The 17,396-nt window shown below is 62.6% G+C and carries 15 protein-coding genes; 9 read left to right on the top strand and 6 right to left on the bottom strand.

The features are described from left to right. Positions 1-101 precede the first annotated feature (101 nt). From C4J85_RS04730 to C4J85_RS04715, 4 genes are read right to left on the bottom strand one after another with little or no spacing between them, the layout of a single operon-like run. A complete protein-coding gene (locus C4J85_RS04730; protein WP_124409087.1) occupies positions 102-962 on the bottom strand; it encodes an HlyD family secretion protein in 861 nt (286 codons plus the stop codon). 10 nt (positions 963-972) lie between these two features. Then, positions 973-1,173, bottom strand: a complete 201-nt coding sequence (locus C4J85_RS04725; RefSeq protein ID WP_124361378.1) for a DUF1656 domain-containing protein — start codon at positions 1,171-1,173, stop codon at positions 973-975. Beyond that, positions 1,163-3,340 carry an FUSC family protein gene (locus C4J85_RS04720; protein ID WP_124409086.1) on the bottom strand — a complete coding sequence of 726 codons (2,178 nt, stop codon included), beginning with the start codon at positions 3,338-3,340 and terminating at the stop codon, positions 1,163-1,165. Before C4J85_RS04720 ends, C4J85_RS04725 begins: the two co-directional genes overlap by 11 nt. Positions 3,341-3,350: 10 nt before the next feature. Continuing rightward, positions 3,351-4,862: an efflux transporter outer membrane subunit gene (locus C4J85_RS04715; RefSeq protein ID WP_124409085.1), complete on the bottom strand. Its 1,512-nt coding sequence runs from the start codon at positions 4,860-4,862 to the stop codon at positions 3,351-3,353. A gap of 182 nt (positions 4,863-5,044) precedes the next feature. On the opposite strand from C4J85_RS04715, the gene C4J85_RS04710 reads away from it, so the two are divergent. The 5 genes from C4J85_RS04710 (at position 5,045) to C4J85_RS04690 (ending at position 9,548) form a co-directional block, all read left to right on the top strand. After that, positions 5,045-6,013: a LysR family transcriptional regulator gene (locus C4J85_RS04710; protein ID WP_124361375.1), complete on the top strand. Its 969-nt coding sequence runs from the start codon at positions 5,045-5,047 to the stop codon at positions 6,011-6,013. 121 nt (positions 6,014-6,134) lie between these two features. After that, positions 6,135-7,109, top strand: coding sequence for a D-glycerate dehydrogenase (locus C4J85_RS04705; RefSeq protein ID WP_124409084.1), 975 nt, complete (start codon positions 6,135-6,137; stop codon positions 7,107-7,109). 198 nt (positions 7,110-7,307) lie between these two features. Further along, positions 7,308-8,210 (top strand): chemotaxis protein CheV, encoded by a 903-nt coding sequence (locus C4J85_RS04700; RefSeq protein ID WP_124409083.1) that lies wholly within the window; start codon positions 7,308-7,310, stop codon positions 8,208-8,210. 3 nt (positions 8,211-8,213) lie between these two features. Next, complete coding sequence (locus C4J85_RS04695) at positions 8,214-8,696, top strand: N-acetyltransferase (RefSeq protein ID WP_124365887.1); 483 nt, start codon at positions 8,214-8,216, stop codon at positions 8,694-8,696. A 108-nt stretch (positions 8,697-8,804) separates the two neighbouring features. Beyond that, positions 8,805-9,548, top strand: a complete 744-nt coding sequence (locus C4J85_RS04690; RefSeq protein ID WP_124369697.1) for a YkgJ family cysteine cluster protein — start codon at positions 8,805-8,807, stop codon at positions 9,546-9,548. Here the strand turns inward: C4J85_RS04690 and C4J85_RS04685 are convergent. Both C4J85_RS04685 and C4J85_RS04680 read right to left on the bottom strand, forming a co-directional pair. Beyond that, entirely contained in the window at positions 9,526-10,335 is an 810-nt protein-coding gene (locus tag C4J85_RS04685) for a transporter substrate-binding domain-containing protein (protein WP_124365885.1), read from the bottom strand. The genes C4J85_RS04690 and C4J85_RS04685 overlap by 23 nt on opposite strands. 165 nt (positions 10,336-10,500) lie before the next feature. Continuing rightward, on the bottom strand, positions 10,501-10,725 hold the full coding sequence (locus tag C4J85_RS04680; RefSeq protein ID WP_124409082.1) for a hypothetical protein: 225 nt from the start codon (positions 10,723-10,725) through the stop codon (positions 10,501-10,503). Positions 10,726-10,939: 214 nt separating this feature from the next. Here C4J85_RS04680 and C4J85_RS04675 point away from each other — a divergent pair, with 214 nt between their 5' ends. The 4 genes from C4J85_RS04675 to C4J85_RS04660 are packed head-to-tail and all read left to right on the top strand — an operon-like array spanning position 10,940 to position 17,261. Further along, positions 10,940-12,106, top strand: a complete 1,167-nt coding sequence (locus C4J85_RS04675; protein ID WP_124409081.1) for an efflux RND transporter periplasmic adaptor subunit — start codon at positions 10,940-10,942, stop codon at positions 12,104-12,106. Beyond that, entirely contained in the window at positions 12,103-15,198 is a 3,096-nt protein-coding gene (locus C4J85_RS04670; RefSeq protein ID WP_124409080.1) for a multidrug efflux RND transporter permease subunit, read from the top strand. The genes C4J85_RS04675 and C4J85_RS04670 overlap by 4 nt, the downstream gene beginning before the upstream one ends. Before the next feature lie 31 nt (positions 15,199-15,229). Then, positions 15,230-15,907 (top strand): heavy metal response regulator transcription factor, encoded by a 678-nt coding sequence (locus tag C4J85_RS04665; protein WP_124361366.1) that lies wholly within the window; start codon positions 15,230-15,232, stop codon positions 15,905-15,907. Further along, a complete protein-coding gene (locus tag C4J85_RS04660; RefSeq protein WP_124409079.1) occupies positions 15,897-17,261 on the top strand; it encodes a heavy metal sensor histidine kinase in 1,365 nt (454 codons plus the stop codon). The genes C4J85_RS04665 and C4J85_RS04660 overlap by 11 nt, the downstream gene beginning before the upstream one ends. The last annotated feature ends 135 nt before the right edge of the window (positions 17,262-17,396 follow it).

Genomic DNA, 17,396 nt, shown 5'->3' with positions numbered 1-17,396 from the left:
GATTGAAGAATGTGGGAGGGGGCTTGCTCCCGATAGCGGTGATTCAGTCATGGATTCAGTGACTGACACTGCGCTATCGGGGGCAAGCCCCCTCCCACATTTTAGTTCTGTGCTGGATTGACGATCACGGTGCAGGTAATCCCCGCCGCCAGCAGCACGCCTTCCGGCACTTCATCAATGTGAATCCGTACCGGCACGCGCTGGGCGAGCCTCACCCAGTTGAACGTAGGGTTCACATCGGCAATCAGCTCGCGGCTCTCGGGGTTGTCGCGGTCGTAGATGCCGCGCGAGATGCTTTCCACGTGGCCTTTGAGGGTCTCGCCACTCATCAGTTGCATGTCGGCCTTGTCGCCGATTTTGACGTGGGGCAGCTTGGTCTCTTCGAAAAAGCCGTAAACCCAGAACGAATTCATATCCACCACAGCCATCTTCGCCTCGCCGATGCGCGCATAGTCGCCGCGATGCACGTTGAGGTTGGTGACATAGCCGTCTACCGCCGCCACGACGTGGGTGCGTTTCAAATTGAGTTCAGCCGCTTCCAGTTGCGCCAGCGCGTGCTGGTAATCAGCCAGGGCCGAGTCGGCAATGTTGCTGGCGTCGTCGCGGTTTTCCCGGGAGATCACCAGGGCGTCAAGGTCGGCGCGGCGATGGGCGTTGAGCTTGCGCATTTCCCAGGTGGCTTTGCGCGACGCCACCAGCGACTGCGCCTGCTTGACCGCGATGCGGTAGTGCTCGGGGTCGATCTGCATCAACAGGTCGCCCTTCTTCACCAACTGGTTATCACGCACCGGCACGTCCACCACTTCGCCAGTGACGTCGGCAGCGACGTTGATGATATCGGCGCGTACACGGCCGTCGCGGGTCCACGGCGTTTCCATGTAGTGCACCCACAACGTGCGGCCAATCCAGATCGCCAACGCCAGCACCAGCAGTGTCGCGAGCAGGCTGAAAAACTTTTTCATCGGGGCATTCTCAACGGTAGACGCTCAGCGCCAGGGCGCCGAACAGGCAAACGAACAGGCTCAGGCGCAGCAACGCCGGGTGCCAGAAAAACCGGTACAGGTCGAACCCGGCCAGGAAACGGTCCAGGGCCCAGGCCAGCACAGCCGCGATCAGGAACATCAGGGTCATGCTCGGCATGTAGAGGCCGTGGAAGGCTATTTCACGGGGCATTCGAATGTCCTTTAAGGGCCGCCAGCGGCGATTGCGGGTCCAACAACGAGGTGCGGATAAAGTGCAGGTAGCTTTTCACACGGCGCAGGGCCGAGGTGTCGAAGTGCGGCGCGAAGGGTTCGTCGGTGGCCTGCACGCGGCTGATCGCATGGTCGACGGCGATCAGCCCGCGCTCCAGGTTGCTGGCGCTGGGCTGCAGGAACAGCCGCACCAGCGAGCGCCCCATCACGCGGATTGCCTGGCGCCAGGGCTGGGATTCGGCGTACGCCGGGTGCACCGGCAGGATCGCCTGTTCCTTGCGCAATTCGATGATCGCGTGGCCGACCTCCAGCACCACGAACATCCAGCGCAGCAGCTCGCGTTGCACCTGCGGCTGGCCGGCGGCGAGGCCATAGGCCTGGTGCAGCAGGTCACGGGTGCGGCTTTCGAAACTCGACGCCAGGCCCTTGAGCTTGCCGCTGATCGCGTACACCACTTGCTCGCGCAGGTCTTGCTCGAGGCGACGCCACAGCCAGCGGCTATTGGGCGGCAGGATGATTGCCCCGGCCGCCGCGCATACCAGCATGCCGATGATCATGGCGATGTAGTCGTTGATAAAGCTGTAAGGGTTGTAGAGCGTCAGGTTATCCGGCACCGAGCCGGTGCTGAAGAAGATCAGCAAGCCCACGCCGACCCCGGCGTACTGCGGGCGTGAGGCGAGAAAGGCGCCGAAAATGATCACCGGCGCCAGCATCACGCACAGCAGCGCGAAGCCATCGATCAAGGGAAACACGAAGAACATTTCGACGAAGCCCACCAGCGCACCGATCAAGGTGCCGCAGGCCATCTGGAAGGCCATGCGCTTGGGGTTGGGCGTGGCGGCGGACAGGCCGACGGTGGCGGCCGCGATCAAGGTCATGGTGGCGCCGCTGGGCCAGGCCGTGGCTACCCAATAACTGCCGAGGACGACCAGGATGAACGAGGCGCGTATCCCGGCGGCGGCGCAGGCCAGCCAGTTGGTTTTCGGCGTGTAGGCCTGGTCCCAGTCTTCCCGCGCGTGGCGGTGATCGGCCAGGGACGCATGGGTTTGCGCATAGTTGTGCAGGTCGTCGACGAAGCGGTACAGCAGCTCGTAGGCGGTATGAAAATCCAGTTGTTCGGCTTCAGTGGGGGCGCTTTGCTGGAAGCCGGCGCGCAGGCTGCGCACCTTGGCAGGCAAGCTGTCCTTATAGGCACTGAGCAAGTTGACCAACCGTGCCGCGTCGGGGCTGGTCAGCGCCTGGCCGGAAAACCCGTCGAGCACTTCGGCCAGGTCCTGCAGGCCGGGCTTGATCGCGGCGACCACGTGATCGGCTGCGTCGGCGCGCAACCGCGCCAGCAACTGGTGCAAGGCGTTGAAGCGCGTGGTGATGCTCATGAACTCGCTGTTGAGGCGATTGAGCCGGCCGTTGCGCCGGCGCATGTGCGGGTCTTCGAACACGGTGACGCTGCGCAAACCTTCCAAGCCCACTGCCTCGGCGATAAAGCGCACGTTGGTGCTTTCAAAGCCTTCACGCTGACTGCGACCGCGCAGACCGTCGGTGACGAACAGCGCGAACACCCCAAAGCGTTGATACAGCGCATTGCGCATCGCGGCGCTGGAGGTCTGCGGCAGTATCGCGGCGCTGACCAGCGTCGAGCAGAGAATCCCCAGGGAAATCTCCAGCACGCGCCACACCGCCGCCATAAAGGCGCCGTCCGGGTGGGCCAGCGCCGGCAAGCCGACCATCGCTGCCGTGTAGCCGGCAAGCACGAACCCGTAGGCGCGAAAGTTACGGTTACGCGTGGCACCGGCGGTGCAGATACCCACCCAGATGGCCAGGGCGCCGAGGAACAGTTCGGTGTTCTGCGCAAACAAGGCGATCAGCAACACCATCACCGCCGAACCGGCCAGGGTGCCGAGAAAGCGGTAAAAACTCTTGGCGAATACCTGGCCGCTCTGCGGTTGCATCACGATAAATACCGTGATCATCGCGGTGCGCGGCTGCGGCAGTTCCAGGCGCATCGCTAGCCACAGCGTGAGGAACGCAGCGAGCAGCACCTTGAAGATATACACCCAGGTCACGCCATCGCTGCGCGCCCAGTCGAAAAAACCACGGCGCCACTCAAGGGCGTGCAGCCAGCGCAGGGGGGCAGGCAAAGGAATCATGGCCATCTACTCAGTGATCGAACACGGCCAGCGCCGCAGGGGGCTTGCCGGGGAGGGTCTTGTCGTTGCGCGGTACATCATCGTCGGCACCGAGGCCACCGCCCAAGGCAGTCACCAGTCCGGCGTGAGCACTCAGGCGTGCGGCCTGTACGTGTTGCTCTATCTGTTGCTGGCGAAACAGCAGGGTCTGGGCGTTCAGCACATTGAGGTAGTCGGTGAAGCCGCGTTGATAGGCGATGATCGCGATGTCGTAGGTTTTCTGCGCCGACGCCACCGATTGCGCGGCAAACGCCGCCTGTTTGTCCAAGGACTCGCGACGGATCAGTTGGTCACTGATGCCCTTGAGCGCATTGACCAGGGTTTGGTTGTAATGCGCCACGGCGATGTCGTAACCGGCGCTGGCTTGCCCCAGTTGCGCACGCAGACGCCCACCGTCAAAGATCGGCAGGGTAATAGCCGGGCCGACGTTGTAATTGAATTTGCTGCCCGCAAGGAACTCCAGCATGCCGCCACCGGTGGCCATGAAACCGAGGCTGCCGACCAGATCGACGTTGGGGTAGAAGCCTGCATGGGCGACGTCGATGCCACGCGCCTGCGCCGCCACCTGCCAGCGACTGGCGACCACATCCGGACGCTGGCCGAGCAATTGCGCAGGCAAATTCGAGGGTAATTTCAGCGCAGCGGCCAGCGACAGGCTGGGGCGTTTCAACCGGGCGCCCTCGCCCGGACCTTTGCCGGCCAACGCCGCCAGCTGGTTGCGGCTCAGGGCGATTTCCTCATCGAGCGCGTCCAACTGACGGTGGGTTTCCGGCAGCGGGGTCTCGGCCTGGCTGACGTCGAAGTGCGTGCCGATCCCGGCGTCCAGGCGTTTGTTGGCCAGATCCAGCATCTGCTGTTGCTGGGCCAAGGTGGCGGCGACGATGTCACGATCGGCGTAATGCAACGACAACTGGATGTAGGCGCGCACCACGTTGTTCTGCAGCTCGAGCTGGGCCTGGCGCGCTTGGGCTGCGCTCATATGAGCCAGGTCGACGGCACGCTCGGTGGCGTTGCTTTCGCGGCCCCACAGGTCGAGTGCGTAACTCAAGCCCAGGGATGCATTGTTATCCCAGGTGTTCGCACCGCTCAATTCGCCGGGGCCGTAGAACTGATCCTTCGGCCAGTTGTGGCGTTTGAGGGTGGTGTCGCTGTCGATCTGCAGGGACTCGGCAGACTCCGCCACCCCGGCCATGGCGCGCGCTTCACGCACCCGTGCGGCGGCCATGGCCATACTCGGGCTGTTTTGCGTGGCAAGTTCGACCCAGCGGTTCAGTTGCGGATCGCCGTAGGCCTGCCACCATCGGGCGGTGGGCCAGTGGGCGTCGCTGGCGGCGTTCTGGATCGCTTCGTCCGTGGCCAGCTCGTTGGCATTCAAGGATTGGCCCTGGGGGCCGATTCCTGCGGTTCCGATACAGCCGCTGATGGCGAGCGTAAAGGCCCAAACACTGAGAGTCTTCAGCTCTCTGCTGATGCGACGCGGCACGCTGACGAATTCCTGAGAGGGTGTTACGGGGAGAGGTGGCGCAATTCTAGGGCCCGCGATGAGCGCCGATAAGCTGTCATTCCTGTGAATCTTTGTTACCGTTAAGGCGATAATCCGTTGGTAGGGATCACTGGACGGCGCAACTTTCTGTCACAATTTGCCATCTCCCTTGAGAACACCCCATGGACACTTTGCAAAACATGCGCGCGTTCAGTTGCGTTGCAGAGGCCGGCAGCTTCACCGCCGCCGCCGCGCAGCTGGACACTACCACCGCCAACGTCTCGCGCGCGGTCTCAAACCTTGAGGCCCACCTGCAAACCCGCTTGCTCAACCGCACCACTCGCCGCATCGCGCTGACCGAGGCCGGTAAGCGCTATTTGCTGCGCTGCGAGCAGATCCTCGCCTACGTCGAGGAAGCCGAGGCGGAAGCCAGCGACGCCCATGCGCGTCCCGCCGGGCAATTGAAAGTGCACACCATGACCGGTATCGGCCAGCACTTCGTGATCGACGCGATTGCCCGCTACCGCCGCACCCATCCCGACGTGACCTTCGACCTGACGCTCGCCAACCGCGTGCCGGACCTGCTCGATGAGGGCTATGACGTGTCCATCGTACTGGCCAGCGAACTGCCCGATTCCGGTTTCGTCTCGCAACGCCTGGGCATCACCTACAGCATCGCCTGCGCCTCGCCGGAATACGTCAAGGCCAAGGGTTGCGCACAAAGGCCCCAGGATTTGCTCAATCACGCCTGCCTGCGTCTGGTCAGCCCGGTAATCCAGCTGGATAAATGGACCTTCAACGGGCCCGAAGGCCAGGAAAGCGTTGCGGTGAACAGCTCGCCGTTTTTGGTCAACTCGGCCGACGCGATGAAAACCGCGATCACCAGCGGCATGGGCGTCGGCCTGCTGCCGGTGTATGCCGCGATAGAAGGTTTGCGTAACGGCACGCTGGTGCGGGTAATGCCCAACTACCGTTCCCAGGAGCTGAACCTGTACGCCATCTACCCGTCGCGCCAATACCTGGATGCGAAGATCAAGACCTGGGTGGAATACTTGCGCGGTTCGCTGCCGGAGATTCTCGCGGCACATCAAGCGGAATTGGTGGCATACGAGTTGAGCGGCACCCTGAGCGGTGCGCGTTTGGCCAACTGATTGCTGGCAGACGATAAAGAACCTTGTGGGAGGGGGCTTGCCCTCCCACATGGGTTCAACGGGGTCCTGACAATATGTTAGGTTGCTTGGCATTCTTCCGTAGTCGATGAGCCCGCCTGCAATGAAAAAGACTGTCCTTGCCTTCAGCCGTGTCACCCCGCAAATGATCGAACGCCTGCAACAGGATTTCGAGGTGATTGCGCCCAACCCCAAGCAGGGGGACATCAACGCCCAATTCAACGAAGCCCTGCCCCACGCCCACGGTCTGATCGGCGTGGGCCGCAAGCTGGGCCGCGAACAGCTTGAAGGCGCGCGTCAGCTGGAGGTGGTGTCCAGTGTGTCGGTGGGCTACGACAACTACGATGTCGCCTACTTCAACGAGCGCGGGATCATGCTCACCAATACCCCCGATGTGCTCACCGAAAGCACCGCCGACCTGGCCTTCGCCCTGTTGATGAGCAGCGCACGCCGCGTGGCCGAACTGGACGCCTGGACCAAGGCCGGCCAGTGGAAAGCCAGCGTTGGCGCCCCGTTGTTTGGCTGCGATGTACACGGCAAGACCCTGGGCATCGTCGGCATGGGCAATATCGGCGCGGCCGTGGCCCGGCGTGGGCGCCTGGGCTTCAATATGCCGATCCTGTACAGCGGCAACAGCCGCAAGAGCGCACTGGAACAAGAGCTGGGCGCACAGTTTCGCAGCCTGGACCAGTTGCTGGCCGAAGCGGATTTCGTTTGCCTGGTGGTGCCGCTAAGCGACAAGACCCGTCACCTGATCAGCAGCCGGGAGCTGGCACTGATGAAGTCCAGTGCGATCCTGATCAACATCTCCCGTGGCCCGGTAGTGGACGAGCCCGCGCTGATCCAGGCCCTGCAGACCCAGCGCATTCGTGGCGCCGGGCTGGATGTGTATGAAAAGGAACCGCTGGCCGAGTCGCCCCTGTTCCAGTTGAGCAATGCGGTGACGCTGCCGCATATCGGTTCGGCGACCCATGAAACCCGCGAAGCCATGGCCAACCGCGCGCTCGACAACCTGCGCAGCGCCCTGCTCGGCCAACGCCCGCAGGACCTGGTGAACCCACAAGTGTGGAAAGGCTGACACCCCGCCCTGTTGGAACGCGCTTGTTGTGGCGAGCGAGCTTGCTCGCGCTGGAGTGCGTAGCGCTCCCAGGCTTTTTGGGGCCGCTTCGCAGCCCAGCGGGAGCAAGCTCCCTCGCCACAAGTCACACCTTTAGTTTTTCGTGAGAGGGTCGATAACCTTCCATAGATCGCCACCCCTGATCCACAGAAGGTTTTTATGCCCACCACCAAAGCCCGCGCAGACTCACTTTCGCTTCTGCTCTTTACCTTGCGCAGCGGCAAGCTGATGGCGATCAACCTGCTGAAAGTCAGCGAAATCATCCCCTGCCCTCCGCTGACCAAACTGCCGGAGTCGCACCCTCACGTCAAAGGCATTGCCACGTTGCGCGGTAACTCGTTGGCGGTGATCGACTTGAGCCGCGCCCTGGGCGAGATGCCGTTGCAGGACCCGAACGGCGGCTGCCTGATCGTCACCGATGTCAGCCGTTCCAAGCAGGGCTTGCACGTGCAGGCGGTGAGCAAGATCGTGCATTGCCTGACCACCGATATCCGCCCACCGCCCTATGGCTCCGGCGGCAATCGCGCGTTTATCACCGGGGTGACCCAGGTGGAAGGCGGCCTGGTGCAGGTGCTGGATATCGAGAAAGTCATCCATGGCATCGCCCCGGCACCGATAGAAGTCGCGCCGACCGACCTGACCATGGAAGAAGCCGAAGTCCTCGGCCATGCACGCATCCTGGTGGTGGATGACAGCCAAGTGGCGCTGCAGCAATCGGTGCATACGCTGCGCAACCTCGGGCTGACGTGTCACACCGCGCGCAGCGCCAAGGAGGCCATCGACGTGCTGCTGGAGCTGCAAGGCACGGGCGAGCAAATCAATGTGGTGGTGTCGGACATCGAAATGTCCGAGATGGACGGTTATGCCCTCACCCGCACGCTGCGCGAAACTCCGGACTTCCAGCAGCTCTACGTGCTGTTGCACACCTCCCTGGACAGCGCGATGAACAGTGAAAAAGCCCGCCTGGCCGGCGCCGATGCAGTGCTGACCAAGTTTTCCTCCCCCGAGCTGACCAAGTGCCTGGTGGTGGCTGCGCAAACCGTGGCGCAAAAGGGTTTGTAAGCCTTGGCTGAGTATTTCCAGCTGCTGCGACGCGACCTGACCGGCAGCCTGCCGGCGCCGCAGTGGCCGGCCAACACCCAGCTGGATCACTATCGCGATGAACTGGCCCCGGCGATTCACGCGGTACTGCGCATGACCCAGGACCAGGGCGGTGGCCGTGTCGCGGGCCTTGAGCAATGGCGCCGGCAATTCGTTGCCGATGCCGAGTTCGACCCCTCGTTGTGCCTGGTAGCCAGTAACGCCGAGGGCATTCTCGGCGTGGCGCAATGCTGGACCAGTGCCTTTATCAAGAACCTCTCGATACACCCCTGCGCCCAGGGCCAGGGGCTTGGCCGAGCGTTGCTGCTGCATGCCTTCCACGTTTTCAAGCAGCGCGGCGAACCCTATGTGGACCTCAAGGTGCTGGAGAGCAATCTGCGCGCGCGGCAGCTGTATGAAAGTGCAGGCATGCGGTTCGTCCTGCGCGACGTGGTTCCTGAGGACTGACGTTCACTGGCGCATAACTTGCTTCCAGAGAGCCCAAGCGGTGGATAGAGGTAAAAACCCGTCACTGCCCAAGCTTGCCCTCTGACCTTGCCTGGTGACAGATCCGCCATGAATACTCACTTTTCCTGCGTAGGTTGTGGCAAATGCTGCTCCGATCACCACGTACCCCTGACCCTCGACGAAGCCCGGCAGTGGGCGGCGGACGGTGGCAATGTCATTGTTCTGGTAGAAGGTTTTCTCGCCAGCGGCCTGGGTTTGCCCCAGCAGCAGCGTGAACATGCCGAACGCCGTTCAGTGGTGGTGCCCAGCGGCAATACCCAGGCATTCGTGGCGATCACCTTTGCGGCCTACAACGCCGGGCGCTGTCGGAATCTTGACGAAGACAATCGCTGCGGCATCTATGAACGACGTCCGCTGGTGTGCCGGATCTATCCGATGGAGATCAATCCGCACATCCCGCTGAACCCGAGCGCCAAGGATTGCCCGCCGGAATCCTGGGAACAGGGGCCGGCGTTGATTGTGGGCGGGGAATTGATGGATGCTGAACTGGCTGAACTGATCCGCCGTTCACGCCAGGCCGACCGTGACGATGTGCAAACCAAGGAGGCCGTGTGTGCCTTGCTGGGGATTCGTACCACCGCACTCAAGGGCGACGGCTTCACGGCGTATTTGCCGGATATGAATGCGTTTGCCCAAGCCATTGCGCTGGCAACTGACCAACCGATCACGGCCAACGAGTGGGTGTTTCACGTCTCCGGGATGGATATTGCCGAACAACTGCTGGATGCCGGGGCGCAGATTGCTACCGAAGTGCCGGCCAATTACGCGTTTATCCCGTTGCGGGCGGCTTGAGGCTCGACGGGTTCACGGGGGCGGTGTCGAGGCGGTAGGGCTGGAGGATGCGCTGGTACTCGCCGTTCTGTTTGAGTTGCTCAAGGGCATGATTGAGTTCGGTACGCAACACGGTATCGGTTTTGCGCAGTGCAATCGCGACACTGTTGCCCAACAGGTCAGACGATACCGGCGGGCCCATGAAATCGAAATCCATGCCTTCAGGCGTATCGAGCAAGGCCTCTCGGATTTCCACGGCGCCCTGCAGCGTCGCATCGATCTCGCCTGCAACCAGGCCGCGCACCAGTTGGTCATTGAGCCAATAGCTCTCGATGATCACACCGGCCGGCGCCCACTGCGACCGGGCAAAGGCTTCGCGATTGCTCCTGACCAACACCCCGACCCGCTTGCCCTTGAGTAACCGCTTGTGCGGGCTCAGGCCCGAGTTTCTGCGGGCCACCAGCCAGGTGGTGATCGGGTAGAGGTCATCGCTGAAGTTGACTCTCTGCTGTCGACTCAAGGTCGGTGCCATCCCCATGATCGCGTCGAATTGCCGGGCATCGAGGGCGGGGAAGTTTTCCATGACGATCTGGTCGACCCACGTGCAATGCACATTGAGCTGCACGCACAGGGCGTTACCCAATTCGATATTGAGCCCCACCAATTGCCCTTGCGGATTACGGCTTTGAAAGGGGGGAAAATGCGCCGCGACAGCGAAGCGGATTTCGCGTCGCGGCGGCTCGGCGGCGGCCACGGCCTCCACCGATAACAGGAGGGCAAGCGCCACACAGAGATGTATCAAAGCCACGGGAAACGTCCTTTTCCGGAGAGAGCTGCGTCGCCATGTCCCGATACAAATGATCAGGGCAAGGCGATGCTGCGCAAGCTTTCAAGAAACGGTCGCGGACCTACAATAAGAAATATCGACGCGAGTTGTAGGCAACTGCCTATACGGCGAATATGCGCATTACTCTCAACGTTTACCCATCGAACGACGCGTACCCGGCGGCGCCATGCCTGGCGTTTTGGTATGGCCATTCTTCGCGCCACCTTTGTACCAGGGCTGGGCGGCCTGCTTGGCCCCGGCCAGTTCACCCGGGTTGAAAGGGAACTTGAACGCCGGGATTTCGGCTTTTTCAACGCCGTCGGCATCGACGAGGTCGACCGCTTCAACGGCGGGTTGGATCGGGGAAGTCATGGGATGCTCCGAGGTGCGCAAAAGATGAAGCGGGCCCGGCAAGCGGGCCACAGTGGCGCGCAGTATACCTGCGCGCCCCGGATCTTTAAGCGTCGTCGTACGAATGGTCGCCGCTTAACTGACAGCGCTGTCAGATAGCCGTCACTCTGCTGACCCGATCAAAAGGCTATAACGGTCATTCCACGTTTCCGATCCTTTGCCTGGCGCCACCTCTATGCCCACAAAACGAAACACGGCCCTGCTGGTGGGCGCCCTTCTGGTCCTGGCGCTGGCAGCCTGGACCTTGACTCGGCCCGCCAAGGCCCGGCTGGCGGCACCCAGCGCCATTCCCGTGCGCGTGGTGAGCGTGGCGCAACAGGATGTCCCGCGGTTCGTCAGCGGCATTGGCACGGTGTTGTCGTTGCACAGCGTGGTGATCCGCCCGCAGATCGATGGCATCCTCACCCGCTTGCTGGTCAAGGAAGGCCAACAGGTAAAGGCCGGCGACCTGCTGGCGACCATCGATGACCGCTCGATCCGCGCCAGCCTCGACCAGGCCAAGGCGCAGTTGGGGGAAAGCCAGGCGCAACTGCAAGTGGCGCAGGTCAACCTCAAGCGCTACAAGGAATTGAGTATCGACGACGGCGTGTCGAAGCAGACCTACGACCAGCAACAAGCCCTGGTGAACCAGCTCAAGGCCACCGTGCAGGGCAACCAGGCGGCGATTGATTCAGCTCAAGTACAACTTTCCTACACCCAGATTCGTTCCCCCGTCAGTGGTCGCGTTGGCATTCGCACGGTGGATGAAGGCAACTTCCTGCGCATGAGCGATACCCAAGGGTTGTTCTCAGTCACCCAGATCGATCCGATCGCGGTTGAGTTCTCCCTGCCGCAGCAGATGTTGCCGACCTTGCAAGGCCTGATCGCCGCCCCGCAAAAAGCCAGCGTCGATGCCTACCTGGGGGCCGATACCGACGGCCAGACCGGCGACCTGCTGGGGGAAGGCCGCTTGAGCCTGATCGACAACCAGATCAGTTCCACCACCGGCACCCTGCGCGCCAAGGCCGAGTTCCCGAACAGCGCGCAGAAGCTGTGGCCGGGGCAACTGGTGACCATCAAGATCCAGACCGCCCTCGACAAGAACGCCCTGGTGGTGCCGCCGACGGTGGTGCAGCGTGGCCTGGACTCACATTTCGTGTACCGGCTCAACGGTGAGCAGGTGGAAGTGGTGCCCGTGCAAGTCACCTACCAGAACAGCGAGCTGAACATCATCAAGGGCGTGCAGGCCGGGGACGTACTGGTCAGCGATGGCCAGTCGCGGCTCAAGGCCGGCGCTCAGGTGCAAGTGCTCAAGGAACCGCCGCAGGTGATCCAGACCGTCGACGCCAAGGTGCAGCCATGAGCGGCAGCCGCTCGCCTTCGGCCTGGTGCGTCGATCACCCGGTCGCCACCCTGCTGCTGACATTTGCCTTGGTGCTGCTGGGGATCATTGCCTTCCCGCGGCTGGCCGTTGCGCCACTGCCGGAAGCGGAATTTCCGACGATCCAGGTCACCGCCCAACTGCCCGGCGCCAGCCCGGACACCATGGCCTCATCGGTGGCGACGCCGCTCGAGGTGCAATTCAGCGCCATCCCCGGCATGACCCAGATGACTTCCAGCAGCGCCTTGGGCTCAAGCCTCTTGACCCTGCAATTCACTCTGGACAAAAGCATCGACACCGCCGCCCAGGAAGTGCAGGCCGCGATCAATACCGCCTCCGGCAAGCTGCCCAGCGATATGCCGAGCCTGCCGACCTGGAAGAAGGTCAACCCGGCCGACAGCCCGGTACTGATCCTCAGCGTCAGCTCCGCGAGCATGCCGAGCACCGAACTGAGCGACTACGTGGAAACCCTGCTGGCGCGTCAGATCAGCCAGATCGACGGTGTCGGCCAGATCAACATCACCGGCCAGCAGCGCCCGGCGATTCGCGTGCAGGCATCCCCCGACAAGCTCGCGGCGGTCGGCTTGACGCTCGCGGACATCCGCCTGGCCATCCAGCAGTCCAGCCTGAACCTGGCCAAAGGCGCGATCTATGGGGCCAACAGCGTGTCGACCCTGTCGACCAACGATCAACTGTTTCACCCTGACGAATACGGCCAGTTGATTGTGTCCTACAAGAACGGCGCACCCGTGCAACTGCGGGATATCGCCAAAGTCGTCAACGGTTCGGAAAACGCCTACGTGCAGGCCTGGTCCGGCGATACGCCGGGGGTCAACCTGGTGATTTCGCGCCAGCCGGGGGCGAATATCGTCGACACGGTCGACCGCATCCAGCAAGCACTGCCGCGCCTGGAAGCCATGCTGCCGGCCTCGGTGCAGGTCAGCGTACTGACCGACCGCACCAAAACTATCCGCGCCTCGTTGCATGAAGTGGAAATGACTCTGCTGATCGCGATCCTGCTGGTGGTGGCGGTGATGGCGCTGTTCCTGCGCCAGCTGTCGGCGACGTTGATTGTGTCTGCCGTGCTCGGTGTGTCGCTGGTGGCCAGTTTCGCGCTGATGTATGTGATGGGCTTCAGCTTGAACAACCTGACCCTGGTCGCCATCGTGATTGCCGTGGGCTTTGTGGTGGACGATGCGATTGTGGTGGTGGAGAACATCCACCGTCACCTGGAGGCCGGCCTGGGCAAGCGCGAAGCCGCGATCAAAGGCTCCGGCGAAATCGGCTTTACCGTGGTGTCCATCAGCTTCTCGCTGGTGGCGGCGTTTATTCCACTGCTGTTCATGGGCGGCGTGGTCGGGCGGCTGTTCAAGGAATTTGCGCTGACGGCCACCTCGACCATCCTGATTTCAGTGGTGGTTTCGCTGACCCTGGCGCCCACCCTCGCCGCACTGTTCATGCGTGCGCCAACCCATCACGCCCATGCCAAACCCACCTTCAGCGAGCGCCTGCTGGCCGGCTATGCGCGCAACCTGCGGCGTGCCCTGGCCCATCAACGCAGCATGGCGGCGATCTTCGTGGTGACCCTGGCCCTGGCCGTGGTCGGCTATGTGTTTATCCCCAAGGGCTTCTTCCCGGTGCAGGACACCGGTTTCGTGCTGGGCACCAGCGAGGCGGCAGCCGATGTGTCGTACCCGGACATGGTCGCCAAGCACAAGGCACTGGCCGACATCGTCAAGGCCGACCCGGCGGTGCAAGCCTTCTCCCACTCGGTGGGTGTGACCGGCAGCAACCAGACCATCGCCAACGGGCGCTTCTGGATCGCCTTGAAAGACCGGGGTGATCGCGATGTGTCGGCCAGCCAGTTCATCGACCGCATCCGCCCGCAACTGGCGAAGGTGCCGGGCATCGTCTTGTACCTGCGCGCCGGCCAGGACATCAACTTGAGCTCCGGCCCCAGCCGCGCCCAGTACCAATACGTACTCAAGAGCAACGACGGCCCGACCCTGAACACCTGGACCCAGCGCCTCACCGAAAAACTGCGCAGCAATCCGGCCTTTCGGGACCTGTCCAACGACCTGCAATTGGGCGGCAGCATCACCCACATCACCATCGACCGCCAGGCTGCCGCGCGTTTCGGCCTGACCGCCACCGACGTCGACCAGGCGCTGTACGACGCGTTCGGCCAGCGCCAGATCAACGAATACCAGACCGAGATCAACCAGTACCAGGTGGTGCTGGAGCTGGACCGCCAACAGCGCGGCAAGGCCGAGAGCCTGAACTATTTTTACCTGCGCTCGCCGCTGACCAACGAAATGGTGCCACTGTCGGCGCTGGCCAGGGTCGACCCACCGAGCGTGGGGCCGTTGTCCATCAGCCATGACGGCATGTTCCCGGCCGCCAACCTGTCGTTCAACCTGGCCCCCGGCGTGGCGCTGGGGGATGCGGTGATCATGCTCAACCAGGCCAAGAACGACATCGGCATGCCCAGTACGATCATCGGTAATTTCCAGGGCGCGGCCCAGGCCTTCCAGAGCTCGCTGGCCAGCCAGCCGTGGCTGATCCTCGCGGCGCTGGTCGCGGTCTACATTATCCTGGGCGTGCTGTACGAGAGCTTCGTGCACCCGCTGACGATCATTTCCACCTTGCCCTCGGCGGGCCTGGGGGCGCTGATCATGCTGTGGCTGCTGGGCCAGGACTTTTCGATCATGGCCTTGATCGGCCTGGTGCTGCTGATCGGCATCGTCAAGAAAAATGGCATCCTGATGATCGACTTCGCCCTGGAGGCCCAGCGCGTACGCGGCCTGGCGCCTGAGGACGCGATCTACGAAGCCTGCGTCACGCGGTTCCGGCCGATCATCATGACCACCCTCGCCGCCCTGCTTGGCGCGGTGCCGTTGATGCTCGGCTCAGGCCCTGGCGCGGAATTGCGCCAGCCATTGGGCATCGCCGTGGTCGGCGGCTTGCTGGTGAGCCAGGCGCTGACGCTGTTCACCACGCCGGTCATATACTTGTACCTTGAACGACTTTTCCACAGGCCCAAACCAGCGATCGAGCTGGCGACCACACACTGAGGCCAAGGCCCCGCCCTGGAACAAAAGGCTGATGCGCGTCCTGATTATTGAAGATGAAGAAAAAACCGCGGACTACCTGCACCGCGGCCTGACGGAGCAAGGTTACACCGTCGATGTGGCGCGCGAAGGCGTCGAGGGCTTGCACCTGGCGCTGGAGAACGACTACGCGGTGATCGTGCTCGACGTGATGCTGCCGGCGCTCGACGGGTTTGGCGTATTGCGTGCTTTACGCGCACGCAAACAGACCCCGGTGATCATGCTTACCGCCCGCGAGCGCGTGGAAGACCGCATCCGTGGCCTGCGCGAAGGCGCCGACGACTACCTGGGCAAGCCGTTTTCCTTCCTGGAACTGGTGGCGCGCCTGCAAGCGTTGACCCGCCGCAGCGGCGGCCATGAGCCGGTGCAGGTGACGGTTGCCGACCTGTGGATCGACCTGATCAGCCGCAAGGCCAGTCGCAACGGTGTGCGCCTGGACCTGACCGCCAAGGAGTTCTCGTTGCTCAGCGTATTGGCGCGGCGCCAGGGCGAAATCCTGTCCAAGACGGCGATTGCCGAGATGGTCTGGGACATCAATTTCGACAGCGACGCCAACGTGGTCGAAGTGGCGATCAAGCGCCTGCGCGCCAAACTCGATGGGCCGTTCGAACACAAACTGCTGCACACCATCCGGGGCATGGGCTACGTGCTGGAGAACCGCAGTGCCGACTAACTCCATCGCCCTGCGCCTGAGCGGGATGTTCACCCTGGTGGCGCTGCTGATCTTCGTGCTGATCGGCGGCGCGCTGTACCAGCAAGTGGATCGCGGCCTGGGGTTGTTGCCGGGGGCCGAGCTGGATGCGCGCTACAGCGTGCTCGAATCCTCGGTGAACCGCTTCGGCACGCCCGAGCATTGGGTCAAGATCAAGGCCAAGCTCAAGCTGCTGGGGGAGGAAGACAAGCGCATTCGCTTCTGGGTGGTCAGCAGCGATCCAAGTTACGAATACGGTGAACCGGATGCGCAGATTCGCGCCTTTGCCCAGGGCCCGACCGGTAAACGCGACCTGCACCTGCCCGGCCACGATTACCCGTTCAAGGTGCTGGTGAGCCAGTTTGCCGCCAAGGACCAACGCCCACCGCTGCGCTTCATGATCGCCATCGACACCGAGAATTTCCGCGCCACCCAGCATCATCTGATGGTAGCGCTGATCAGCCTGGCGCTGGTCGGGGTGGTGATGGCCTCGTTGCTGGGCTTCTGGGTGTCGCGCATCGGCCTCAAGCCACTGGAAAAACTCTCGGACGAAGCACAGAAACTCGCGCCGCCCAAACTCTCCGGGCGCCTGCAACTGTCACCGCTGCCGCCGGAACTGAGCCAGTTCGTCAACTCGTTCAACGCCACCCTCGACCGCGTCGAACTCGCCTACTCGCGCCTCGAATCCTTCAATGCCGACGTGGCCCATGAACTGCGCTCGCCGCTGACCAACCTGATCGGCCAGACCCAGGTCGCGCTGACGCGCGGGCGTTCGGCCGAGCATTATTTCGAGGTGCTGCAATCGAACCTGGAAGAGCTGGAGCGGCTGCGCTCGATTATCAACGACATGCTGTTCCTCGCCAGTGCCGACCAGGGCAGCAAGGCCACCAAGCTGATTGAAAGCTCCCTGGCCGATGAAGTCGCCACCACCCTCGACTACTTGGATTTTATCTTCGAAGACGCCCAGGTTCAGGTGCGGGTACAGGGCGACGCCCAAGTGCATATCGAAAAAGCCCACCTGCGCCGCGCACTGATCAACCTGTTGAGCAATGCGGTGCAGCACACCGCGCCTGGGCAGGTCATCGACGTGAACATCGATGTGCTGGAGCACCAGGTAACGATCGGCGTGACCAACCCAGGCGAGGTGATTGCCAGCGAGCACCTGCCTCGACTGTTCGAACGTTTCTATCGGGTGGATGCGTCGCGCAGCAACAGCGGGGCCAATCACGGGTTGGGGCTGGCTATCGTCAAGGCGATTGCGTTGATGCATGGCGGCGATGTGTTTGTGCGCAGCGAAGACGGCGAAAATACCTTCGGCATCACCCTGCCCGTCTGACACGCCCCTCCCACACTGGGTACCACCGGCAGCCAACTGTTACGATTTGGGCAACAGTCATTATCTTGTTACACTCTGTATCGCACCGCTCGCCTGCGTTACTTTGACGCATCGATGAGCGCGACGGTAAAGACA

The organism is Pseudomonas sp. R4-34-07 (genome assembly GCF_003852375.1).
Lineage (GTDB): Bacteria > Pseudomonadota > Gammaproteobacteria > Pseudomonadales > Pseudomonadaceae > Aquipseudomonas.
This window is presented reverse-complemented; position numbering and strand designations above follow the sequence as displayed.

What these genes read in the sequence shown, in the direction of transcription:
- C4J85_RS04730 (WP_124409087.1), bottom strand. Translation starts at nt 962, where the DNA reads ATGAAAAAGTTTTTCAGCCTGCTCGCGACACTGCTGGTGCTGGCGTTG.
- C4J85_RS04725 (WP_124361378.1), bottom strand. Translation starts at nt 1,173, where the DNA reads ATGCCCCGTGAAATAGCCTTCCACGGCCTCTACATGCCGAGCATGACC.
- C4J85_RS04720 (WP_124409086.1), bottom strand. Translation starts at nt 3,340, where the DNA reads ATGATTCCTTTGCCTGCCCCCCTGCGCTGGCTGCACGCCCTTGAGTGG.
- C4J85_RS04710 (WP_124361375.1), top strand. Translation starts at nt 5,045, where the DNA reads ATGGACACTTTGCAAAACATGCGCGCGTTCAGTTGCGTTGCAGAGGCC.
- C4J85_RS04705 (WP_124409084.1), top strand. Translation starts at nt 6,135, where the DNA reads ATGAAAAAGACTGTCCTTGCCTTCAGCCGTGTCACCCCGCAAATGATC.
- C4J85_RS04700 (WP_124409083.1), top strand. Translation starts at nt 7,308, where the DNA reads ATGCCCACCACCAAAGCCCGCGCAGACTCACTTTCGCTTCTGCTCTTT.
- C4J85_RS04690 (WP_124369697.1), top strand. Translation starts at nt 8,805, where the DNA reads ATGAATACTCACTTTTCCTGCGTAGGTTGTGGCAAATGCTGCTCCGAT.
- C4J85_RS04680 (WP_124409082.1), bottom strand. Translation starts at nt 10,725, where the DNA reads ATGACTTCCCCGATCCAACCCGCCGTTGAAGCGGTCGACCTCGTCGAT.
- C4J85_RS04675 (WP_124409081.1), top strand. Translation starts at nt 10,940, where the DNA reads ATGCCCACAAAACGAAACACGGCCCTGCTGGTGGGCGCCCTTCTGGTC.
- C4J85_RS04670 (WP_124409080.1), top strand. Translation starts at nt 12,103, where the DNA reads ATGAGCGGCAGCCGCTCGCCTTCGGCCTGGTGCGTCGATCACCCGGTC.
- C4J85_RS04665 (WP_124361366.1), top strand. Translation starts at nt 15,230, where the DNA reads ATGCGCGTCCTGATTATTGAAGATGAAGAAAAAACCGCGGACTACCTG.